Source organism: Streptomyces virginiae (assembly GCF_041432505.1).
Taxonomy (GTDB): Bacteria; Actinomycetota; Actinomycetes; order Streptomycetales; family Streptomycetaceae; genus Streptomyces; species Streptomyces virginiae_A.
Genome location: NZ_CP107871.1, coordinates 4,398,754 through 4,420,669 on the forward strand (window position 1 = coordinate 4,398,754; position 21,916 = coordinate 4,420,669).

Here is a 21,916-nt window from a genome sequence, read left to right on the forward strand (position 1 = left end):
TCGGATGCTACGTGTTGGCCATGTCCACGAAGCGTGAGTAGTGGCCCTGGAAGGCCACCGTGATCGTGGCCGTGGGGCCGTTACGGTGCTTGGCCACGATCAGGTCCGCCTCACCCGCACGGGGGGACTCCTTCTCGTACGCGTCCTCGCGGTGCAGCAGGATCACCATGTCCGCGTCCTGCTCGATAGAACCCGATTCACGCAGGTCGGAGACCATCGGCTTCTTGTCGGTGCGCTGTTCCGGACCACGGTTCAGCTGGGAGAGCGCGATCACGGGGACCTCCAGCTCCTTCGCCAGCAGCTTGAGGTTTCGGGACATGTCCGAGACCTCCTGCTGACGGCTCTCGGGACGGCGCGAGCCGCCCGACTGCATCAGCTGGAGGTAGTCGATGACCACGAGCGAGAGGTCGTTGCGCTGCTTGAGCCGACGGCACTTGGCCCGGATCTCCATCATCGACAGGTTGGGGGAGTCGTCGATGTAGAGCGGGGCCGCGGAGACGTCCGGCATGCGGCGGGCGAGCCGGGTCCAGTCGTCGTCCGTCATCGTGCCGGAGCGCATGTGGTGGAGCGCCACCCGGGCCTCCGCCGAGAGCAGGCGCATGGCGATCTCGTTGCGCCCCATTTCGAGGGAGAAGATCACGCTCGGCAGGTTGCTCTTGATCGAGCAGGCCCGGGCGAAGTCCAGCGCGAGCGTGGACTTACCCATGGCGGGACGGGCGGCGATGACGATCATCTGGCCCGGGTGCAGGCCGTTGGTGAGCGAGTCCAGGTCCGTGAAGCCGGTGGGAACGCCCGACATCTGGCCGCTGCGGGAGCCGATCGCCTCGATCTCGTCGAGGGCGCCCTCCATGATGTCGCCGAGCGGCAGGTAGTCCTCGGAGGTCCGCTGCTCGGTGACGGCGTAGATCTCGGCCTGGGCGCTGTTGACGATCTCGTCGACGTCGCCGTCGGCCGCGTAGCCCATCTGCGTGATCTTCGTACCGGCGGCGACGAGGCGTCGCAGGACGGCCCGCTCGTGGACGATCTCCGCGTAGTACTCGGCGTTCGCCGCGGTCGGCACGGACTGGACCAGGGTGTGCAGGTACGAGGCCCCGCCCACCTTGCTGATCTCGCCGCGACGGGTCAGCTCGGCGCCGACGGTGATCGGGTCGGCCGGCTCGCCCTTGGCGTACAGGTCGAGGATGGCCTGGTAGATCGTCTCGTGCGAGGGCCGGTAGAAGTCGTGTCCCTTGAGGACCTCGACGACGTCCGCGATGGCGTCCTTGGAGAGCAGCATGCCGCCGAGCACCGACTGCTCGGCGTCGAGGTCCTGGGGCGGGACGCGCTCGAAGCCGCCGCCACCGCCGGAGTCCCAGGAGCCGCCCTCACGGCCCCGGTCGTGCTGTTCGTCCCCGCGGCCGCGGCCTTCGCTGTTACGGCGCGGACGGGCGGGCAGACGGTCACCCGGACCGCTGTCGGCCCAAGGGTCGTCCATGGGCTCGGGCATGCTCACCGGGCCGCCTCCTCCCGTCCGCAACGCGGACCTCGCCGTGTCACTCTTTCTACGACACGGCTCTGACATTTGGGGCACCCGAAACCGCCGTCGGCGAGTCGGGCAACGAACCACGGTAGGCCCGAGAGCGGCGTCAGCCAATCTTGTTATCCACAGGCTGTGTGGATGACATGTGGATGACGGCGCCAATGCTGTGGGTAACTCGCCGGAAGCTGTGTACGGACCGGGGGACGACGCTGTGGACAAAATCACCCGCGCCACCCTGTCACCCACCCTGACCTGCGATTTCCACCTCCAGCCGCAGCGGTGGAGAAAATTCTTCGCCACCTTCTCAAGATCGCCTCCAACGAGGTGCGAGGAACGCCCAAGTCAACGCGTCAGTAAGGATCCAAAGGGTGTTGCATCCATTACCTGTGGAAGATTAGATTGAGCGCATGACACAGGCCCTCGCAGCACCCAAGGCAGGGCGGGGGCGGCATGACCGAGAGATCTTCGCACTCGCTCTCCCTGCCTTCGGCGCGCTCGTCGCCGAGCCCCTCTTCGTGATGGCCGACAGCGCCATCGTGGGACACCTCGGCACCCCCCAGTTGGCCGGCCTCGGCATCGCCGCAGCGGTCCTCACCACCGCCGTGAGCGTCTTCGTCTTCCTCGCCTACGCCACCACCGCGGCCGTCTCCCGCCGCGTCGGCGCGGGAGACCTCCAGGCGGCCATCCGGCAGGGGATCGACGGCATCTGGCTCGCCCTCCTACTGGGCGCGGCCGTCGTCGCCGTGGTGCTGCCCGCCACCCCCGCATTGGTCTCGCTCTTCGGGGCCTCCGACACGGTCGCCCCGTACGCGATCACCTATCTACGGATCTCCACCCTCGGCATCCCGGCCATGCTCATGGTCCTCGCCGCCACAGGGGTCATCCGCGGCCTCCAGGACACCCGTACGCCGCTCTACGTCGCCATCGGCGGCTTCGCCCTCAACGCGGGCCTGAACGTCGCCCTGGTCTACGGTGCGGGCCTCGGCATCGCCGGCTCCGCCTGGGGCACGGTCATCGCCCAGTGCGCCATGGCCGCCGCCTACCTCGTCGTGGTCGTCCGCGGCGCCCGGCGCCACGGCGCCTCGCTGCGCCCCGACGCCGCGGGCATCCGGGCCTGCGCCCAGGCGGGCGCCCCGCTGCTGGTCCGCACCCTGTCGCTGCGCGCGATCCTGATGATCGCCACCGCCGTGGCCGCCCGGCTCGGCGACGCCGATATCGCCGCCCACCAGATCCTGCTCTCCCTGTGGAGCCTGCTCGCCTTCGCCCTGGACGCCATAGCCATCGCCGGACAGGCGATCATCGGCCGCTACCTGGGCGCGGGCGACACCGACGGCGCCAAGGACGTCTGTCGCCGCATGGTGCAGTGGGGGATCGCCTCGGGCGTCGTGCTCGGACTGCTGGTCGCCCTGGCCCGCCCGGTGTTCATCCCGCTGTTCACCAGTGATCCGGCCGTCGAGGCAGCCCTGCTGCCGGCCCTGCTCGTCGTGGCCCTCTCCCAACCCGTGTCCGGCATCGTCTTCGTGCTCGACGGGGTCCTGATGGGCGCCGGAGACGGCCGCTACCTGGCCCGGGCCATGCTCCTGACCCTGGCCGCCTTCGCCCCGGCGGCACTGCTCGTACCGATCCTCGGAGGCGGCCTGACGGCGCTCTGGTGGGCCATGACGCTGATGATGGTGGTCCGGATGATCACGCTGCGGCTGCGCGCCGGCTCGGGCCGATGGCTGATCGCGGGAGCCACCCGCTGAGGGGTGTGCCGGCCGGCCCCCGATCGTGTTTCACGTGAAACATCCGAGGCCGGATCCGGGCGGGCGGTGTTTCACGTGAAACACCGCCCGACAACGACGAAGGGCCGCACCCCCGGAGGGGTGCGGCCCTTCATGCGCAGCCCTTAGGCGGCGACGACCTCGATGCCCACGTTCGCGGCCACGTCGGCGTGCAGACGCACGGAGACCTGGTACGAACCGAGGGTCTTGATCGGGGAGCCGAGCTCGACGCGGCGCTTGTCGACCTTCGGGCCACCCGAGGACTCGATCGCCGTGGCGATGTCGGCCGGGGTCACGGAACCGAAGAGACGACCGGCGTCACCCGCGCGGGTGGCCAGACGGACCTTCACACCCTCGAGCTTGGCCTTGACCTCGTTGGCCTGCTCGATGGTCGCGATCTCGTGGATCTTGCGGGCGCGGCGGATCTGCGCCACGTCCTTCTCGCCACCCTTGGTCCAGCGGATCGCGAAACCACGCGGGACCAGGTAGTTGCGAGCGTAACCGTCCTTGACGTCGACGACATCGCCGGCGGCACCGAGGCCAGAAACCTCGTGGGTCAGGATGATCTTCATTAGTCGGTCACCCTTTCCTTATCGTGCGGTGGACGTGTAGGGCAGCAGCGCCATCTCACGGCTGTTCTTGACGGCCGTGGCGACGTCACGCTGGTGCTGCGTGCAGTTGCCGGTAACGCGGCGGGCACGGATCTTGCCACGGTCGGAAATGAACTTCCGCAGCATGTTCGTGTCCTTGTAGTCCACGTACACGGTCTTGTCCTTGCAGAACGCGCAGACCTTCTTCTTAGGCTTGCGCACAGGCGGCTTCGCCATTGTGTCTCTCCTGTGTGATCAAGAAGTGGGGATGCGAGCTGCCCTAGAAGGGCGGCTCGTCCGAGTAGCCACCGCCGGAGCTGCCGGAGCTTCCGCCCCAACCGCCCCCGCCGCCGCCCTGCTGCTGGCCACCGGCCGGCGCGCTGGACGCCCACGGGTCGTCGGAGGGAGCTCCGCCGCCCTGCTGCTGCTGGCCACCGGGGGCTCCGCCCCAGTTGCCACCGCCGCCGCCCTGCTGCTGACCGCCGCCGCCGTATCCACCCTGGCCACCGCGACCGGTGGTCTTGGCGACCTTGGCCGTGGCGTTCTTCAGGCTGGGGCCGACTTCCTCGACGTCCAGCTCGTAGACCGTGCGCTTGACACCCTCACGGTCCTCGTACGACCGCTGCTTCAGCCGGCCCTGCACGATGACGCGCATGCCTCGCTGAAGGGACTCGGCGACGTTCTCCGCCGCCTGCCGCCACACCGAGCAGGTCAGGAACAGGCTCTCGCCGTCCTTCCACTCATTGGTCTGACGGTCGAAGGTGCGGGGGGTGGACGCGACACGGAACTTCGCGACCGCCGCACCCGAGGGGGTGAAGCGCAGCTCGGGGTCGTCGACGAGATTGCCGACGACCGTGATGACGGTCTCGCCTGCCATGGATGAACCTCTCGGCGGGGATTGCTGCTGGGCTGCTGTGCTACTCGATCCCGATTACCGCTGAACCGAAGTTCAGTGGGTCTCGGGGCGAAGGACCTTGGTCCGGAGAACCGACTCGTTCAGGTTCATCTGTCGGTCAAGCTCCTTGACGACCGCAGGCTCGGCCTGAAGGTCGATGACCGAGTAGATGCCCTCGGGCTTCTTCTTGATCTCGTAAGCGAGACGACGACGGCCCCAGGTGTCGACCTTCTCGACCTTTCCGTTGCCCTCACGGACGACGGAGAGGAAGTTCTCGATCAGCGGGGAGACAGCGCGCTCCTCGAGATCGGGGTCGAGGATGACCATCACTTCGTAGTGACGCATGTGGAACCCACCTCCTTTGGACTCAGCGGCCACGGTCGTTCCGTGGCAGGAGGGTCGTGATGCGTGAGCACGGTGTCCGTGAAGCAGACACCGCGCAGCTGTACAGACTACCTGGTCGCGTCCTTCCGGTTGAAATCCGCCGAGAGAGGGCCACAATCTGTATCCATCGGGTGTGCTCGGTGCTATGCCCTCGGCCCCCTGCCGGAGGCAGCCCGCAGCACCGCCAGCTTCAGCCAGGAGGTGCCCTTCCGATGGCACAGGCAATGCGGCCCCCTCAGATCTCGCTGCTCTCCACCGACGGCAAGCCCCATCCGCTGCAGGACACCCTGATGGCGGTCACTCTGACCCTCGGTGCCGTGGCGTTCGTCACGGCCTTCTTCCACAACCTTCACCTGATCAGCTCGTGGGCCGGGCTGATCGGAATCCTGACCGGCGCGTACGGACAGTTCGTCTCCGTCACGACACGCGAGCGCTTCGCGCTGATCATCGGCCTTGGCGCGTCTGCCATCGGCTTCTACCTCGGCATGTTCCACGGCGGCCTCTTCGGGGGCTGAGCGGACCGGCCGGGACACCTCCTCGGCAGGGCGCCGGCCACGCACCGGCCCGGGCTCACGGCCCGTCCCCCAGAAGGGTGGCGCCCCTGTCGCAGTAGGCTTCGCGCCATAGCAGCGAAGCCGCCGGAGGAGACGCCCCGCATGAGCCTGTCCCTGAGGACCATCAGCCGAGAGCAGCATCTGGGTTACCTCCAGAGCCTGCCCTCGGCGAGCCACTGCCAGGTCCCGGCGTGGGCCGACGTGAAGAACGAGTGGCGTTCCGAGAACCTCGGATGGTTCAACGAGTCCGACGAACTCGTCGGAGCGGCCCTCGTGTTGTACCGGCAGCTGCCCAAGGTGAAGCGGTACCTCGCGTACCTCCCCGAGGGCCCGGTCATCAACTGGTACGCCCCGAATCTGGAGGAATGGCTCCAGCCGATGCTGGCCCACCTCAAGCACCAGGGCGCCTTCACCGTGAAGATGGGCCCGCCCGTCGTCATCCGCCGCTGGAACTCCACCGCCATCAAGGCCGGTATCCAGGACCCGAACGTGAAGCGCCTGCGCGACGTGGAGGCCTCGGTCATCGAGCCCCGCGCCTTCGAGGTGTCGGACAAGCTGCGCCGCATGGGCTGGCAGCAGGCCGAGGACGGTGGCGCCGGCTTCGGTGACGTCCAGCCGCGCTACGTCTTCCAGGTGCCGCTGGCCAACCGCTCGCTGGACGACGTCCTCAAGGGCTTCAACCAGCTGTGGCGCCGCAACATCAAGAAGGCCGAGAAGGCCGGTGTCGAGGTCGTCCAGGGCGGCTACGACGACCTGCCGACCTGGCAGCACCTGTACGAGATCACGGCCGAGCGCGACAAGTTCCGCCCGCGTCCGCTCAGCTACTTCCAGCGCCAGTGGACGGCCCTCAACTCCGAGGACCCCAACCGGATGCGGCTCTACATCGCCACGCACGAGGGAGAGCCGCTGGCCGCCGCCACGATGCTCACCGTCGGCCAGCACGTCTGGTACTCGTACGGCGCCTCCGCCAACCACAAGCGCGAGGTCCGCCCCTCGAACGCGATGCAGTGGCGCATGCTGCGCGACTCGTACGCGCTCGGCGCAAGCGTCTACGACCTGCGCGGCATCTCTGACACCCTGGACGAGAACGATCATTTGTTCGGTCTGATCCAGTTCAAGGTCGGTACGGGCGGCGAGGCCGTGGAGTACGTCGGCGAGTGGGACTTCCCGCTCAACAAGGTGCTGCACAAGGCCCTCGACATCTACATGTCGCGCCGCTGACCGACCCCACCCGCACACACAGCACCGCTGCACCACGCAGCTTCTCAGGAGAGGTTCCGGACGGGCATGGCGCTCACGCTCTACGTCGACACCGCGCGCTGGCGTGCGCACCAGAAGCAGATCCAGGACCAGTTCCCCGGGCTGATCCCGGTCTGCAAGGGCAACGGATACGGCTTCGGTCACGAGCGGCTCTGCGAGGAGGCGACCCGCATGGGCGCCGACATCCTGGCCGTGGGAACGACGTACGAGGCCTCCAGCATCAAGGACTGGTTCGGCGGCGACCTGCTCGTCCTCACCCCGTTCCGGCGGGGCGAGGACCCGGTGCCGCTGCCGGACCGGGTGATCCGTTCGGTCGCGTCCCTGGACGGGGTGCGCGGTCTGGTCGGAGCCAGGGTGGTCATCGAGTGCATGAGCTCGATGCGCCGTCACGGCATCTCCGAGCAGGACCTCGGCCAGCTGCACGCCGCGATCGAGGACGTCCGGCTGGAGGGCTTCGCGCTGCACCTGCCCCTGGACCGCCCCGACGGCTCGGACGCCGTCGAGGAGGTCATCGGCTGGATGGACCGGCTGCGCGCGGCCCGGCTGCCGCTGCACACCATGTTCGTCAGCCACCTGCGGGCCGCGGAGCTCGCGCGGCTGCAGCAGCAGTTCCCGCAGACCCGCTTCCGAGCCCGCATCGGCACCCGGCTGTGGCTGGGCGACCACGAGGCCACCGAGTACCGCGGCGCGATCCTCGACGTCACGCGCGTGGCCAAGGGCGACCGGTTCGGCTACCGCCAGCAGAAGGCCGCCTCCGACGGCTGGCTGGTCGTGGTCGCCGGTGGCACCTCGCACGGCGTGGGCCTGGAGGCCCCCAAGGCGCTCCACGGTGTGATGCCGCGCGCCAAGGGCGTCGCCCGGGCGGGTCTGGCGACGGTCAACCGGAACCTTTCGCCTTTCGTGTGGGCGGGCAAGCAGCGCTGGTTCGCGGAGCCGCCGCACATGCAGGTGTCGATCCTGTTCGTCCCCTCGGACGCGACCGAGCCGAAGGTCGGCGACGAGCTGGTGGCGCACCTGCGGCACACCACCACCCAGTTCGACCGGGTGCTCGACGCCTGAGTCCGACCGGTCAGTCCTGGGGGCTCGTGCCCCAGGCGACCCGCTGTCCCTCCGAGGGCGTCGCGTTCTGCGGCGCCCTCGCCGCGTCCGACAGCACGAACACGTCCTCCGCGCCGTCCAGGACGCCGCCGGAGGGGTCGTCCGAGCCGTCCCGCCGTACGACGTCCCGCTCGGGCATCAGGATGTCCCGGACGATGACCGCGCACAGGTAGAGGGTCGTCAGCAGGTGGGCGATGATCGCCAGCTGGTACCCCTCCACGGGCAGGCCCTGGTGCTTGTCGGCGCTGGAGGTGTAGGCGAGGTAGAACCAGATCCCGAGGAAGTAGACGACCTCGCCGGCCTGCCAGATCAGGAAGTCCCGCCAGCGCGGCCGGGCCAGCGCCGCGAGCGGGATCAGCCACAACACGTACTGCGGTGAGTAGACCTTGTTGCACAGGATGAACGCGGCGACGACGAGGAAGGCCAGCTGGGCGAAGCGGGGCCGGCGGGGGGCGGTCAGGGTGAGCAGTCCGACGGCCCCGCACAGCAGGAGCGTCAGGCCGGTCGCGTACGTGTTGGCGCCGTCCAGCGAGTTGCCCGAGCGCTGGGAGATCAGCAGCCACACCGAGCCGAAGTCGATGGGCCGTTCCTGGCTGAAGGTGTAGAACTTCTTCCAGCCGTCCCAGGCGAACAGCATGACCGGCAGGTTCACCACGAGCCAGGCTCCGGCCGCGCCGAGTACCGCGGCGCCGAAGGCGCGCCACTTCCCGGCCCGCCAGCAGAGCACGAACAGCGCGCCGAGCAGCAGGACCGGGTAGAGCTTGGCCGCGGTGGCCAGGCCGATGAGGACGCCGAAGAGGACCGTCCGGCCGCGGGACCACATGAGCATCCCGGCAGCGGTCAGGGCGATGGCCAGCAGGTCCCAGTTGATCGTCGCCGTCAGGGCGAAGGCCGGCGCCAGGGCGAAGAGCAGGGCGTCCCAGGGGCGGCGGCGGTGCGTGCGGGCGACGCACACGGCGATGACGGCCGCGCAGGCCATCAGCATGCCCGCGTTGACCATCCAGTACATCTGTTCGCGGTGCTGCATGGAGCCGCTGCCGGGGGTCAGCCAGGAGGCGATCTCCATGAAGAGCCCGGTGAGCACCGGGTACTCCAGGTACTCCATGTCGCCGGGGAGCCGGTCGAAGTAGGGCGTCAGGTTGTCGGAGAAGCCGCGCACCGCGTACAGGTGCGGGATGTCGGAGTAGCAGGCGTGGGTGTACTGCGAGCCCGCCCCCCGGAACCACGCCCAGTCGTAGCAGGGCAGCTTCTGGACCATGCCGAGCGCGAACATGCCGATGGCGATGAGTGCCACGACCCGGACCGGCCCCAGCCAGTGCCCGCCGAGGCGGGCGTAGCGGCCGAGCGGGCCGCCGATGAGCTCACTGCCGGCTGCGGCGACCTCGTCCTGCTGTGTGGGCAGTACGGGGCTGTCCTCGTGCACCTTGGTCATGGGGGTCATCCTGCCGTACGGGACCGGGCATGGGAGAAGGCCGTCGCACGGTGCGTGCGACGGCCTTCGTGTGCTCAGGGAGCGGTGCTACGGGTCACTCGGAGCCGGGGTCGTCGAACCCGCCGGTGATGCCGCCCGGGCGGCCCGGTTTGCCGCTCTGGGTCGGCGATCCGCTGGGTCCGCCGATCACCCCGGAGTTGGTGCCGGACGTGTTGCCGGACGTATTGCCCGAGGTGTTGCCGGCCGTGGTGCCGCTGTCCGTGCCTCCGTTGGTGGTCCCGCGCGTGGTGTCCGGGTCGCAGTACAGCTTCCACGGCGGGCAGGAGGGCCGGCCGCCCTTCGACGGGGACGGGGACGGCGACGGGGAGGTCGACGGCTGCGTCGACGGGGAGGGGGACGGGGAGACGACGGCCGAGGGCGTGGGGGAGGGGGCGCCGGCGGAGTCGGCGGTCACGCCGATGTCCTCGGCCTCCGGGAACTGCTTGACCGGTTGGCCCTTGAGCGCTTCGCCCATGTACTCGGTCCAGATCTCGGCCGGGATGTCACCACCGTGGAGGGAGGGGATGTTTCCCACACCCTTCATGGAGATCAGCTTCTTGTCCGCCGAGTTGGGGTCGGTACGGAAGAGGACCACCGAGGTCGACAGCTCCGGGGTGTAGCCGACGAACCACGCCGACTTGTTCTCGTCCGTGGTACCGGTCTTGCCCGCGGCGGGCCGGCCCAGCTTCTTGACCTTCTTGCCGGTGCCGTTCTCGACGACGTTCTCCAGCATCTTGGTGATGTTGTCGGCGACGGCGCTGTCCATGGCCCGCTGGTCCTTGGGGGCCTCGAAGCCGGACAACTTGTCGCCGTTCTTCACGACCTCGGTCACGGAGAACGGCTCGCGGTGCGTGCCGGAGGCGGCGAAGGTCGCGTACGAGTCGGCCATGCGGATGGCGCTCGGGGTGGAGGTACCGAGGGCGAAGGAGGCGTCGGTGTTCGGGTTGATCGACTCCTCCAGGATGCCCGTGGACTTGGCCACGGCCCTGACCTTGTCGTGGCCGACGTCGAAGACGAGCTGGGCGAACGGGACGTTGATGGACTTCTCCATCGCCTCGTTGAGGGTCACGTAGCCGAAGGGGGTGGGGCTCTCGTTCTTCTGCTTGAACGGCGCGCCCGACGCGTCGCGCAGGGGCCTGCCCTCACGGTTGTTGATCACGGTGAGGTCGTTGGCCATGTACTTGCTGTCGGCCGAGATGCCCTTGCCCTTGGAGTTCTGGGTGCCGTACTCCATGGCCGCCGCCATCACGTACGGCTTCCAGGTCGAGCCGACCGGGACACCGCTGGTGTTGGCGTTGTTGCTGAAGTACTTGTGATCCCAGCCCGGGCCGCCGTACAGGGCGACGAGGGCCCCGGTCTTCACGTCCACGGAGGCCGCGCCGAACTGCACGAAGGTGTCCGTCTCGGGGCGGCCCTTCTCGTCGATGAACCCGTTGCGGGTGTCCTCGACCGCCTTGACCATGGCGTCCACCCTCGGCTTCTGGAAGGTGGTCTTGATCCGGTAGCCGCCCAGGGCCATCTGTTCGGGAGTGATGCCCTTGGTCTTCATCACGTAGGCCTTGGCGGTGTCGACCAGGTAGCCGATCTGGCCGGTCATGCCACGGGCCTGCTCCGACTCCACACGCGGCGGGAAGTCCGCGTCCGTGAACTTGGCCCGCTCGGCCTTGTCCATCCGGCCGACCTCGACCTCGCGGTCCAGCACCCAGGACCAGCGCTCACGGGCCCGCTTCTCGTTGAGGGCGGGGGTCGCGGCGGCACCGATGCCACCGTCCGGGTTGTAGAGGTTGGGGCCCTTCAGCACGGCGGCCAGGAAGGCGCACTCGGAAGGGTTCAGGTTCTGGCTGTCCTTGCCGAAGTAGGCGCGGGCGGCGGCCTGGATCCCGTAGGCGTCGCGACCGTAGTAGGCGGTGTTCAGGTAGCCGGCGAGGACCTTGTCCTTCTCCTCGGTGACACCCAGCCTTATCGCGATGAAGAGCTCGGTGGCCTTGCGCTTGAGCGTCTGGTCCGAGTCGAGGTAGGTGTTCTTCACGTACTGCTGGGTGATGGTCGAGCCGCCCTGGGTGGAGCCGCCCGTGGCCATGTTGTACACGGCGCGTCCGACACCCATCGGGTCCACGCCCTTGTCCGTCTCGAACGACTCGTTCTCCGCCGCGATCACGGCGTCCCTCATCGACCGGGGGATGCTGGAGATGGGCACGATCTGCCGGTTCATCGAACCGCCCGTCGCCACCATCTGGGTGCCGTCGGCCCAGTAGAAGACGTTGTTCTGCGCCTGGGCCGCCTTGTTCGGGTCAGGCGTGCTCACCATGGCGATGCCGATGCCGGCACCGGCCGTGATGACGGCGAAGAAGCCCAGGGCCGTACCGGCGACGAACTTCCAGGACGGCACGAAACGCTTCCAGCCGTCCCTGTCCGACCGCGGGTAGTTGATGAGCCGCTTGTCCGGACGCCCGGTGCCGCGCGTGGCGGTGCCGGTTCCTCTCCCGCGGCCGCTGCCTCTCTGGGCGGCCCGGCGGGCCTCGGCACGGCTGCCCGAGGGCTGCGGTGCGTACGAGCCGCTGTACGACGCCGTGGGGACGTCACGTCCGGCCGCGCCCCTTCCAGGGCGCGGCTGGGCAGCGCGGCGGGCTGAGGCGCGCCCACCGCCCTCGGGCTGCGGCGGTTTGCGACGGTGCTCGCTCATCGAACGACTACTCCTCGGGCAGGCGAGTGGCCTGGAAGCGGCAGATTGTTTCCGGTCCCCCCCGGTGTCCTGGCGCACAGACTACGCACGCTCAAAACGCGCCCAGTGCCGAAGTTCACCCCAAATCAGGCAACCTGCCTGGTGCGAATTGGTGATGTGACACCGGTCACTACGTCTCCTCTTGTCGATCAGAGCGCCCCGTTCTATCGTCTGGATGTATCGAGTCGATACATCAGCTCGGTATAAAGACTCAGGGGCGGAGGAGAGGCAGGCGGATGAGCAGACGCTCAGGCATCCTCGAGTTCGCCGTCCTCGGCCTGCTCCGTGAATCCCCCATGCACGGCTATGAGCTGCGCAAGCGGCTCAATACCTCGCTGGGAGTGTTCAGAGCCTTCAGCTACGGGACGCTCTACCCCTGCCTCAAGACGCTGGTCGCCAACGGCTGGTTGATCGAGGAACCGGGCAACGCCCCGGAGGACGCGCTCGCCGCTTCACTCGCAGGGCGCCGCGCCAAGATCGTCTACCGGTTGACGGCCGCGGGTAAGGAGCATTTCGAGGAATTGCTCTCCCACACGGGCCCGGATACCTGGGAGGACGAGTCCTTCGCCGCTCGCTTCGCCTTCTTCGGCCAGACCGAACGAGACGTCCGCATGCGGGTGCTGGAGGGCCGCCGCAGCCGGCTGGAAGAGCGGCTGGAGAAGATGCGCGCCTCGATCGCCCGGACGCGGGAGCGCCTCGACGACTACACGCTCGAGCTGCAGCGGCACGGCATGGAGTCCGTGGAGCGCGAAGTGCGCTGGCTGAACGAGCTCATCGAGAGTGAGCGGGCGGGACGGGATCGCAGACGATCCGGTCCGTCCGACGAAACTGAAAAATGAGGCCTGCATCTCGCAGACCTCGTCCGAGAACAAACAGGGAGCAACCGGAATGGGTTCGGTTCGCGTAGCCATCGTCGGCGTAGGCAACTGCGCCGCCTCGCTGGTGCAGGGCGTCGAGTACTACAAGGACGCCGACCCGGCGGCCAAGGTCCCCGGTCTGATGCACGTCCAGTTCGGCGACTACCACGTGAGTGACATCGAGTTCGTCGCCGCGTTCGACGTCGACGCGAAGAAGGTCGGCCTCGACCTTTCGGACGCCATCGGCGCCAGCGAGAACAACACCATCAAGATCTGCGACGTCCCGAACGCCGGTGTGACCGTCCAGCGCGGCCACACCTTCGACGGCCTGGGCAAGTACTACCGCATGACGATCGAGGAGTCCGCCGAGGCTCCGGTCGACGTGGTCCAGGTCCTCAAGGACCGCGAGGTCGACGTCCTGATCTGCTACCTGCCCGTCGGTTCCGAGGACGCGGCGAAGTTCTACGCCCAGTGCGCCATCGACGCCAAGGTCGCCTTCGTCAACGCCCTCCCGGTCTTCATCGCCGGCACCAAGGAGTGGGCCGACAAGTTCACCGAGGCCGGTGTCCCGATCGTCGGCGACGACATCAAGTCGCAGGTCGGCGCCACCATCACGCACCGCGTGATGGCGAAGCTGTTCGAAGACCGCGGTGTCCGTCTCGAGCGCACCATGCAGCTCAACGTCGGCGGCAACATGGACTTCAAGAACATGCTCGAGCGCGACCGCCTCGAGTCGAAGAAGATCTCCAAGACGCAGGCCGTCACCTCGCAGATCCCCGACCGTGAGCTCGGCGAGAAGAACGTCCACATCGGCCCGTCCGACTACGTCGCGTGGCTCGACGACCGCAAGTGGGCCTACGTCCGCCTCGAGGGTCGCGCCTTCGGCGACGTCCCGCTGAACCTCGAGTACAAGCTCGAGGTGTGGGACTCCCCGAACTCGGCCGGTGTCATCATCGACGCCCTGCGCGCTGCGAAGATCGCCAAGGACCGCGGTATCGGCGGCCCGATCCTGTCGGCGTCCAGCTACTTCATGAAGTCCCCGCCGGTGCAGTACTTCGACGACGAGGCCCTGGCCAACGTCGAGAAGTTCATCAAGGGCGAGGTCGAGCGCTAACCGAACCCAAGGGTCGTCACGACACCTGGACTTCGGCAGTTCTTCCGCGGAGGGTCCCCGGGCAATGTGCCCGGGGACCCTCCGCGTATGTGACCCTTGCCCTCATGCCTGTCGTACGTGATCTGCGCGTACTCCTGCGCCTGAGGGATTTCCGCAACCTGCTCGCCGTACGACTGCTCTCCCAAGCGGCGGACGGCGTCTACCAGGTCGCACTCGCCACCTACGTGATCTTCTCCCCGGAGAAGCAGACCTCACCGGCGGCCATCGCCTCCGCCATGGCGGTACTGCTGCTGCCGTATTCGGCGATCGGTCCCTTCGCCGGGGTGCTGCTCGACCGCTGGCGGCGCCGCCAGGTCTTCCTCTACGGCAATCTCCTGCGGGCCTTCCTCGCCTGCGTCACCGGAATGCTGATCGTCGCGCAGGTGCCCGACTGGCTGTTCTACGCCTCGGCTCTGTCCGTGACCGCCGTCAACCGCTTCGTGCTCTCCGGGCTCGCCGCCTCGCTGCCCCATGTCGTCGGACCCGATCAGCTGGTCACCGCGAACGCACTCTCCCCCACCGCCGGAACCCTCGCGGCGGTGGCGGGCGGAGGGCTCGCCTTCCTCGTCCGACTGCTGGCCTCCGACTCCAACGCCCTTGTGGTGCTCCTGGGCGCCGGGCTCTACCTGTTCGCGGCCCTCGTCTCCCTGCAGCTGGCCATCGGCCTGCTCGGGCCGGACCACCCCGCCGGCCGGACCCATCCCTCGGTCGTCGAAGGGGTCGCCCTCACGGTGCGAGGGATGGCCGAGGGCCTGCGCCACCTCGCCTCCCGGCGCGAGGCCGCCCGGGCGCTCGTCGCGATGACCATGATGCGGTTCTGCTACGGGGCCTTGTTCGTGATGCTGCTGATGCTCTGCCGCTACGCCTGGTCGGACAACGAATCCGACGGACTGGCCCTGCTGGGCATCGCCGTCGGCGCCTCCGGCGCCGGATTCTTCGCCGCCGCCGTGGTGACCCCCTGGCTGGTGGGCCGACTGGGCCCGCTCGGCTGGATCACCGCCTGCTCCGCGGGCGCCGCGGTCCTGGTACCGGCCCTCGGTCTGTTCTTCGCCCCGGGACCGATGCTGGCCGCCGCCTTCGTGCTCGGCCTCGCCACCCAGGGCGCCAAGATCGCCACCGATACCGAAGTGCAGTCCCGGGTGGACGACGACTACCGCGGCCGCGTCTTCTCCGTCTACGACGTGCTCTTCAACGTCGCGTTCGTCGGCGCGGCAGCGGTGGCCTCCCTGATGCTCCCCACCGACGGGCGATCCGTGGCCCTGGTCCTGATCGTGTCCGCCCTCTACGCCGCGACCGCCGTGTTCCTGGCCCGGGGAGAACGACGTTTCACGTGAAACATCAGCGCTGACGAAGCGAAGGGGGCGATGTTTCACGTGAAACATCGCCCCCTTCGCTTCGTGCGTCAGGCCTGTGCGGCCCACCACTCCTTCAGCGCGACGACAGCGGCGTCACGATCCATCGGGCCGTTCTCCAGCCTCAGCTCCAGCAGGAAGGCGTAGGCCTTGCCGATCACCGGACCGGGGCCCACGTCGAGCACCTGCATGATCTCGTTGCCGTCCAGATCGGGCCGGATCGCGTTCAGCTCCTCCTGCTCCTGCAGCTGCGCGATGCGCTCCTCCAGCCCGTCGTAGGTCCGGGAGAGAGCGTTGGCCTTGCGCTTGTTGCGCGTGGTGCAGTCGGACCGGGTCAGCTTGTGCAGACGCTCCAGCAGCGGACCGGCGTCGCGGACGTAGCGCCGGACCGCGGAGTCGGTCCACTCCCCGTCGCCGTAGCCGTGGAAGCGCAGGTGCAGCTCCACCAGCCGGGACACGTCCTTGATCATGTCGTTGGAGTACTTCAGAGCGGTGAGCCGCTTCTTGGTCATCTTCGCGCCCACCACCTCGTGGTGGTGGAAGGAGACCCGGCCGTCGCTCTCGAACCGGCGGGTGCGGGGCTTGCCGATGTCGTGCAGCAGGGCCGCGAGCCGCAGGACCAGGTCCGGGCCGTCCTCCTCCAGCGCGATCGCCTGCTCCAGCACGATCAGCGAGTGATCGTAGACGTCCTTGTGCCGGTGGTGCTCATCACTCTCCAGCCGCAGCGCGGGCAGCTCGGGGAGCACCCGGTCGGCCAGTCCCGTGTCCACCAGCAGTCCCAGACCCTTGCGCGGGTGGGCGGACAGGATCAGCTTGTTCAGCTCACCCTGGACCCGCTCCGCGGAAACGATTTCGATCCGCTCGGACATCGCCTTCATGGCCGCGACGACCTCGGGGGCGACCTCGAAGTCCAGCTGCGCGGCGAACCGTGCCGCCCGCAGCATCCGCAGCGGGTCGTCGGAGAAGGATTCCTCGGGGGTCCCGGGCGTACGCAGCACGCCGGCGGCCAGGTCCTCCAGACCGCCGTGCGGGTCGATGAACTGCTGCTCGGGCAGGGCCAGGGCCATGGCGTTGACCGTGAAGTCACGGCGGACGAGGTCCTCGTCGATCGAGTCGCCGTAGGAGACCTCGGGCTTACGGGACGTCCGGTCGTAGGCCTCCGAGCGGTACGTCGTCACCTCGATCTGGAAGTTCCGTACGGCGTCGCCGGAGCGGGCGCTCTTCTGCGCCCCGACGGTGCCGAAAGCGATACCGACGTCCCACACCGAGTCCGCCCACGGCCGGACGATCTTCAGAACGTCCTCGGGGCGGGCATCGGTGGTGAAGTCGAGATCGTTGCCGAGACGCCCGAGCAGCGCGTCGCGGACGGACCCACCGACCAGGGCGAGGCGGAAGCCCGCCTCCTGGAAACGGCGGCCGAGCTCGTCGGCGACAGGAGCGACCCGCAGCAGTTCACTGACCGCGCGGCGCTGCACCTGACTCAGGGCACTGGGGTTGTCTTCGTTGGCGTTCGGCACAACTGAAAAGGGTACGTGCCCGTCCCCCCAGGGGCCGCCCCGTTTTGCGGCCACCCCGGCACACGGCCACCGGGCCCCTGAGCCGATCATGTGGAGCAAGGCGCGGCACTCGCACACAGCGGGCCTCGTTACCATGCGTGGACGCACAAAAGACGACCACTGACACTTCGAGGGACGGGCTAGCGCGTGGCCGAGGCGGCAGAAAACCAGGGGGCGTCCCCCGCTCCTGCCCCGCGTAGGTGGCTGCGGCGGGCAATCGTCCTGCTCGCCGGGACGCCCGTGCTGGCTGCCCTGATCTACTCGCCCGCTCCCCGGGCCGAGGCCGCTCAGGCCTCGTCCGTGGACGTCCAGCTGACCTCCATGGCCCCCACGGCACCGGTCAAGGGCGACACCCTGACCATCAAGGGCACCGTGCTCAACACCGGTCCCGAGAAGATCACCGGCGCGCATGTCGGCCTGCGGGTCGGGCCGGCGCTCGCGGACCGCTCGTCCATCGACGAAACGGCGGAGCGCACCGGCTTCCGGGCCGGCGCCGACCCGGGCGAGATCGACCCGGCCTACGCGATGAAGATCGACTCCCTGCCGTCGAAGGTCAGCCAGGAGTTCACGCTCACCATCCCGGTGAACAAGCTGGAGCTGGACAAGGACGGCGTCTACCCGCTCGGCGTCTCCCTGTCCGGGGTGACCGACAGCCGGCCGTCCGAGCAGGTGATGGGCATCAAGCGGACCTTCCTGCCCTGGCAGCCGGAAGCCGCCGCCAAGCGCTCCCAGCTCACCTACGCCTGGCCGCTGATCTCCCGCACCCGTGTGACGGCGGAGACCGGCTCCGACGAGCTCCAGACCCCCGTCTTCCTCGACGACTCCCTCGCCGACGAGCTCCGGCCGGGCGGGCGCCTGGAGCAGATGGTCACCCTCGGCAAGGACCTGCCGATCACCTGGGTCATCGACCCCGACCTGCTCTACACGGTCGACGCGATGACCAAGGGCTACCGGGTCCGCAGCCCGGGCGGCAAGCCCGTCCAGGGCAAGAGCAAGGCCATCGCCGAGCAGTGGCTGAGCTCCTTGGAGGCGGCCGTCCAGGGCAAGAAGGTCGTCGCCCTGCCGTTCGCCGACCCGGACCTCGCCTCCCTCGCCCACCACGGCAAGGACGTCTCGGGCACCCTGGGTCAGCTGCGCCCCGCCACCGACAAGGCGAAGCAGGCCGTCGAGACGGTCCTGCACGTCCCCGCGTCCACCGACTTCTCCTGGCCCGTGGACGGCGCCATCGATCCCTCGATCGTGAACGTCGCCACCTCGGCCGGCGCCCACAACGTCCTCACCCGCAGTGACAGCCTCGTGGAGAGCGGCGCCCTCGGCTACACCCCCTCGGCCGCCCGGCCCATCGGCGCCGGCACCACCGCCGTCGTCGCCGACGCCGACCTGTCCACCGCCTTCGAGGGCGACATGCTGAACGCCGGGACCTCCACGCTCGCCGTGCAGCGGTTCCTCGCCCACAGCCTCGCCCTGAACCTGCAGGGGACCGACGAGCCGCGCAGCTTCGTGGTCGCCCCGCAGCGGACGCCCAGCGTCAGCCAGGTCCAGTCGATGGCCGCAGCCGTACGCGGCCTCCAGGCGGGCCGCTGGACCCAGCCGGCGGACCTCGAAGCCGCGGCCGCCGCCAAGCCCGACCCCGGAGCCACCACCCAGGTGCCGGGCGCCGGCCAGTACCCCGAGGCCCTGCGCAAGCAGGAGCTGCCGGTGTCGGCCTTCGAGAAGATCCGCACCACGCAGAGCACCCTCGACCGCTTCAAGGTGATCCTCGCCGCGCCCGACCGCGTGGAGATCCCCTTCGGCAACACCACCAACCGGGAGATGTCCACGTCCTGGCGCGGCCGCCCCGACGAGGCCCGCCTCTACCGGGACGAGGTGCAGGACTACCTGATCGGTCTCACCGAGAAGGTCAAGGTCATCCCCAAGTCCGACGCCACCTTGTCCGGACACAGCGCCACCATCCCGGTCAGCGTGCAGAACAGCCTGGTCCAGGACGTCCACGACCTCGTCCTGCGCGTGAAGTCCGCCAACCCGACCCGCCTGATGTTCGGCGACAAGGGCGAGGCCGAACAGCGGGTCACCGTCCAGGGCGACCACACCCAGACGGTCAAGTTCACCGCCAACGCCACGGCGAGCGGCCCCGTCGAGGTCACGGCGCAGCTGTTCACCAAGGACGGCATCCCCTACGGCAAGGAACGCAAGTTCACCGTCGAGGCGACCGAGATCACGCCCACCGTGATGCTCGTCATCGCCGGCGGTGTGCTCCTCCTGGTCCTGGCAGGCATCAAGATGTACGCCAGTCGCAAGCGCGTCGCAGCACGCGCGGCCGCCGAGGAGAGCACGCAGCCGAGTGACGAGTCCCCGGACACCGGAGCGCAAAGCACCGAGGGGTCCGGCACGAGTGAGACAGTGGACCGTTGATTGACGCCGTGGCCGGTCGGCCTGGGGACGATGAGGTGGGGTTTCGATGAACGCGCCGTACGACGGTGACCGCGCGCAGGGCACTGGTGGGCCTGCGCCCTCCCAGGGCACTGCCCCGGGCACCCCGGTGCCCGGGCAGGTTCCCGCGCCTGCGCCCGCGCCGGAGCGTGACCCGTATGTCCAGGACGCCTACGACCACGACCCGTACCGGTCCCAGGACCTGTCGGCCCAGGACCCCGTCGCCGAGGTGCTCTACGACCGGGCCTCGCACCCGCCGCCGCCGCCCGGCACGTACCAGGAGCCCGGCCCGCTCTACGCCGCGCCGACCGCGCCCTCGTACTCTCCCGACCCGCACGTCTGGGCCCAGACCCCGCCGCCCGAGCCGGACGGGCCCTCACGTCACCTGCCGTACGGCGACCACGCCACCACCACCCAGTTCGTCGGCGTGGACTCCCTCGTCACCAATGCCTCGGACGAGCAGCCCGAACCGGACGCCTTCGCGCACCTCTACCGGGACCAGGAGGCGGCGCCCCGCACCCCCGCCGAGGAGGCGCCCGTCGCCGCACCGGCGCCGAGCAAGCCCGCCGGACGCGCCTCCAGCCTGCTGAAGTCCAGCGCGCTGATGGCCGCGGGCACGATCGTCTCCCGCATCACCGGCTTCCTGCGGACCCTGGTCATCGCCGGTGCCATCGGTGTCGGCACCTTCAACGACACGTACCAGATCGCCAACACCCTGCCCACGATGATCTACGTGCTGGTCGGTGGCGGCGCCCTGAACGCCGTCTTCATCCCGCAGCTCGTCCGGGCCATGAAGAACGACAGCGACGGCGGACAGGCCTACGCCAACCGGCTGCTCACCCTCGTCGTGGTGCTGCTGGCGGGCATCACCACCATCTGCGTCCTGGCCGCACCGGTGTTCATCACGATGATGTCGCCGAAGATCGCCTCCGACCCCCAACAGATGGACGTCGCGGTCGCCTTCGCCCGCTACTGCCTGCCCACCATGTTCTTCATGGGCATCCACGTGGTCCTGGGCCAGATCCTCAACGCCCGTGGTCGCTTCGGCGCGATGATGTGGACCCCGGTCCTCAACAACATCGTGGTCATCGCCACCTTCGGCGCCTTCATCTGGGCCTTCGGCGGCTTCACCACCTCCGGTGTCAACGCCACCACCGTCACCCCCGAGGGCGTGCGCCTGCTGGGCCTGGGCACCCTGCTCGGCCTCACCGTCCAGGCCCTCGCGATGCTGCCGTACCTGCGCGACGCGGGCTTCAAGCCGCGCCTGCGCTTCGACTGGCGGGGCCACGGCCTCGGCAAGGCCGCCCGCCTGGCCAAGTGGACGTTCTTCTTCGTCCTCGCCAACCAGGTCGGCCTCGTGGTCGTCACCCAGCTCGCCACCTGGGCCGGATCCGTGGCCGAGAAGCAGGGCCACCCCGGTACCGGCATCACCGCCTACAACTACGCACTGCTGCTGTGGCAGATGCCGCAGGCCATCATCACCGTTTCCGTCATGACGGCCGTCCTGCCCCGCATCTCCCGCTCCGCGCACGACGGCGACGCCGCCGCGGTCCGCGACGACATCTCCTACGGGCTGCGCACCTCGGCCGTCGCGATCGTGCCCTGCGCCTTCGCGTTCCTCGCCCTCGGCGTCCCGATGGCCACCCTGCTCTACGCCGGCTCGGGCTCGGGCGCCCAGAACATCGGCTACATCCTGATGGCGTTCGGCCTCGGCCTGATCCCGTACTCCATCCAGTACGTGGTCCTGCGCGGCTTCTACGCCTACGAGGACACCCGCACGCCCTTCTACAACACCGTGATCGTCGCCGCCGTCAACGCGGCCGTCTCCACGCTCTCGTTCTTCGTGCTCCCCGCCCGGTGGGCGGTGGTCGGCATGGCCGCGGCCTACGGCCTCGGTTACGCCGTCGGTGTCGGCGTCGCCTGGCGCCGGCTGCGGGCCCGGCTCGGTGGCGACCTCGACGGAGCGCACGTGATGCGCACCTACGCCCGTCTCACCGGTGCCTGCGTCCCGGCCGCCGCCGTGGCCGGCGCGGCCGCCTACGGGGTCACCCAGTGGCTGGGCAGCGGAGTCACCGGCTCCGCCGCGGCCCTCGTCGCCGGCGGGATCGCCTTGGCCGCGGTGTTCCTCATCGCCGCCAAGCGGATGCGGATCGAAGAGCTCAACGCGATGGTCGGAATGGTCCGCGGACGTTTGGGGCGCTGATGCGCACAACCGTCGCCCCCTTTCGTGTGTCGTGCTTAGCGTCGGACTGTGGGCACAATTGGCATGGCTTCGCAGACTGGCCGACAGCGCGCAACGGATGGGGAGGCGG

General features: G+C 69.0%; 17 protein-coding genes. 9 read left to right on the forward strand and 8 right to left on the reverse strand.

Going from position 1 to position 21,916, the window contains the following annotated elements:
* Positions 1 to 7: 7 nt before the first annotated feature.
* Positions 8 to 1,474, reverse strand: coding sequence for a replicative DNA helicase (dnaB, locus tag OG624_RS20525; protein WP_030713894.1), 1,467 nt, complete (start codon positions 1,472 to 1,474; stop codon positions 8 to 10).
* Between the two features lie 452 nt (positions 1,475 to 1,926).
* On the opposite strand from dnaB, the gene OG624_RS20530 reads away from it, so the two are divergent.
* On the forward strand, positions 1,927 to 3,264 hold the full coding sequence (locus tag OG624_RS20530; RefSeq protein WP_371639690.1) for an MATE family efflux transporter: 1,338 nt from the start codon (positions 1,927 to 1,929) through the stop codon (positions 3,262 to 3,264).
* A 143-nt stretch (positions 3,265 to 3,407) separates the two neighbouring features.
* Here OG624_RS20530 and rplI read toward each other — a convergent pair whose 3' ends face one another.
* The 4 genes from rplI to rpsF form a co-directional block, all read right to left on the reverse strand.
* Complete coding sequence (gene rplI, locus OG624_RS20535; RefSeq protein ID WP_030008386.1) at positions 3,408 to 3,854, reverse strand: 50S ribosomal protein L9; 447 nt, start codon at positions 3,852 to 3,854, stop codon at positions 3,408 to 3,410.
* A gap of 18 nt (positions 3,855 to 3,872) precedes the next feature.
* Complete coding sequence (gene rpsR / locus OG624_RS20540; protein WP_003956534.1) at positions 3,873 to 4,109, reverse strand: 30S ribosomal protein S18; 237 nt, start codon at positions 4,107 to 4,109, stop codon at positions 3,873 to 3,875.
* Between the two features lie 43 nt (positions 4,110 to 4,152).
* Positions 4,153 to 4,749, reverse strand: a complete 597-nt coding sequence (locus OG624_RS20545; RefSeq protein ID WP_033214974.1) for a single-stranded DNA-binding protein — start codon at positions 4,747 to 4,749, stop codon at positions 4,153 to 4,155.
* Positions 4,750 to 4,821: 72 nt separating this feature from the next.
* A complete protein-coding gene (gene rpsF / locus OG624_RS20550; protein WP_004950685.1) occupies positions 4,822 to 5,112 on the reverse strand; it encodes a 30S ribosomal protein S6 in 291 nt (96 codons plus the stop codon).
* Positions 5,113 to 5,363: 251 nt separating this feature from the next.
* Here rpsF and OG624_RS20555 point away from each other — a divergent pair, with 251 nt between their 5' ends.
* The 3 genes from OG624_RS20555 to OG624_RS20565 all read left to right on the forward strand — a co-directional run bounded on the left by OG624_RS20555 (position 5,364) and on the right by OG624_RS20565 (position 8,024).
* Complete coding sequence (locus OG624_RS20555; protein WP_030008388.1) at positions 5,364 to 5,666, forward strand: hypothetical protein; 303 nt, start codon at positions 5,364 to 5,366, stop codon at positions 5,664 to 5,666.
* A 141-nt stretch (positions 5,667 to 5,807) separates the two neighbouring features.
* On the forward strand, positions 5,808 to 6,926 hold the full coding sequence (locus tag OG624_RS20560) for a lipid II:glycine glycyltransferase FemX (RefSeq protein WP_030713907.1): 1,119 nt from the start codon (positions 5,808 to 5,810) through the stop codon (positions 6,924 to 6,926).
* 66 nt (positions 6,927 to 6,992) lie between these two features.
* Positions 6,993 to 8,024 carry an alanine racemase gene (locus OG624_RS20565; protein ID WP_326748481.1) on the forward strand — a complete coding sequence of 344 codons (1,032 nt, stop codon included), beginning with the start codon at positions 6,993 to 6,995 and terminating at the stop codon, positions 8,022 to 8,024.
* A 10-nt stretch (positions 8,025 to 8,034) separates the two neighbouring features.
* Here OG624_RS20565 and OG624_RS20570 read toward each other — a convergent pair whose 3' ends face one another.
* Positions 8,035 to 9,495 (reverse strand): glycosyltransferase family 87 protein, encoded by a 1,461-nt coding sequence (locus tag OG624_RS20570; protein WP_078908968.1) that lies wholly within the window; start codon positions 9,493 to 9,495, stop codon positions 8,035 to 8,037.
* 94 nt (positions 9,496 to 9,589) lie between these two features.
* Positions 9,590 to 12,217 carry a transglycosylase domain-containing protein gene (locus tag OG624_RS20575; RefSeq protein ID WP_033214967.1) on the reverse strand — a complete coding sequence of 876 codons (2,628 nt, stop codon included), beginning with the start codon at positions 12,215 to 12,217 and terminating at the stop codon, positions 9,590 to 9,592.
* A gap of 275 nt (positions 12,218 to 12,492) precedes the next feature.
* On the opposite strand from OG624_RS20575, the gene OG624_RS20580 reads away from it, so the two are divergent.
* The 3 genes from OG624_RS20580 to OG624_RS20590 all read left to right on the forward strand — a co-directional run bounded on the left by OG624_RS20580 (position 12,493) and on the right by OG624_RS20590 (position 15,600).
* On the forward strand, positions 12,493 to 13,095 hold the full coding sequence (locus OG624_RS20580; RefSeq protein WP_030008393.1) for a PadR family transcriptional regulator: 603 nt from the start codon (positions 12,493 to 12,495) through the stop codon (positions 13,093 to 13,095).
* Positions 13,096 to 13,144: 49 nt separating this feature from the next.
* The gene (locus tag OG624_RS20585; protein ID WP_371588102.1) at positions 13,145 to 14,227 is read left to right on the forward strand and encodes an inositol-3-phosphate synthase; all 1,083 of its coding nucleotides are present in this window, start codon (positions 13,145 to 13,147) and stop codon (positions 14,225 to 14,227) included.
* A gap of 104 nt (positions 14,228 to 14,331) precedes the next feature.
* Positions 14,332 to 15,600 (forward strand): MFS transporter, encoded by a 1,269-nt coding sequence (locus OG624_RS20590; protein WP_033214963.1) that lies wholly within the window; start codon positions 14,332 to 14,334, stop codon positions 15,598 to 15,600.
* Positions 15,601 to 15,668: 68 nt separating this feature from the next.
* Here the strand turns inward: OG624_RS20590 and OG624_RS20595 are convergent, their stop codons facing one another.
* Positions 15,669 to 17,135 carry a CCA tRNA nucleotidyltransferase gene (locus tag OG624_RS20595; protein WP_371588103.1) on the reverse strand — a complete coding sequence of 489 codons (1,467 nt, stop codon included), beginning with the start codon at positions 17,133 to 17,135 and terminating at the stop codon, positions 15,669 to 15,671.
* 186 nt (positions 17,136 to 17,321) lie between these two features.
* Here OG624_RS20595 and OG624_RS20600 point away from each other — a divergent pair, with 186 nt between their 5' ends.
* Entirely contained in the window at positions 17,322 to 19,586 is a 2,265-nt protein-coding gene (locus tag OG624_RS20600; protein ID WP_371639691.1) for a DUF6049 family protein, read from the forward strand.
* A gap of 46 nt (positions 19,587 to 19,632) precedes the next feature.
* Positions 19,633 to 21,807: a murein biosynthesis integral membrane protein MurJ gene (gene murJ / locus OG624_RS20605; protein ID WP_352164556.1), complete on the forward strand. Its 2,175-nt coding sequence runs from the start codon at positions 19,633 to 19,635 to the stop codon at positions 21,805 to 21,807.
* Positions 21,808 to 21,916: the final 109 nt, after the last annotated feature.

Coding starts and splice junctions, on each gene's coding strand:
- murJ (WP_352164556.1), top strand. CDS start 19,633: ATGAACGCGCCGTACGACGGTGACCGCGCGCAGGGCACTGGTGGGCCT.
- rplI (WP_030008386.1), bottom strand. CDS start 3,854: ATGAAGATCATCCTGACCCACGAGGTTTCTGGCCTCGGTGCCGCCGGC.
- rpsR (WP_003956534.1), bottom strand. CDS start 4,109: ATGGCGAAGCCGCCTGTGCGCAAGCCTAAGAAGAAGGTCTGCGCGTTC.
- OG624_RS20545 (WP_033214974.1), bottom strand. CDS start 4,749: ATGGCAGGCGAGACCGTCATCACGGTCGTCGGCAATCTCGTCGACGAC.
- OG624_RS20565 (WP_326748481.1), top strand. CDS start 6,993: ATGGCGCTCACGCTCTACGTCGACACCGCGCGCTGGCGTGCGCACCAG.
- OG624_RS20555 (WP_030008388.1), top strand. CDS start 5,364: ATGGCACAGGCAATGCGGCCCCCTCAGATCTCGCTGCTCTCCACCGAC.
- OG624_RS20590 (WP_033214963.1), top strand. CDS start 14,332: ATGCCTGTCGTACGTGATCTGCGCGTACTCCTGCGCCTGAGGGATTTC.
- OG624_RS20530 (WP_371639690.1), top strand. CDS start 1,927: ATGACACAGGCCCTCGCAGCACCCAAGGCAGGGCGGGGGCGGCATGAC.
- dnaB (WP_030713894.1), bottom strand. CDS start 1,474: ATGGACGACCCTTGGGCCGACAGCGGTCCGGGTGACCGTCTGCCCGCC.
- rpsF (WP_004950685.1), bottom strand. CDS start 5,112: ATGCGTCACTACGAAGTGATGGTCATCCTCGACCCCGATCTCGAGGAG.
- OG624_RS20575 (WP_033214967.1), bottom strand. CDS start 12,217: ATGAGCGAGCACCGTCGCAAACCGCCGCAGCCCGAGGGCGGTGGGCGC.
- OG624_RS20570 (WP_078908968.1), bottom strand. CDS start 9,495: ATGACCAAGGTGCACGAGGACAGCCCCGTACTGCCCACACAGCAGGAC.
- OG624_RS20560 (WP_030713907.1), top strand. CDS start 5,808: ATGAGCCTGTCCCTGAGGACCATCAGCCGAGAGCAGCATCTGGGTTAC.
- OG624_RS20585 (WP_371588102.1), top strand. CDS start 13,145: ATGGGTTCGGTTCGCGTAGCCATCGTCGGCGTAGGCAACTGCGCCGCC.
- OG624_RS20580 (WP_030008393.1), top strand. CDS start 12,493: ATGAGCAGACGCTCAGGCATCCTCGAGTTCGCCGTCCTCGGCCTGCTC.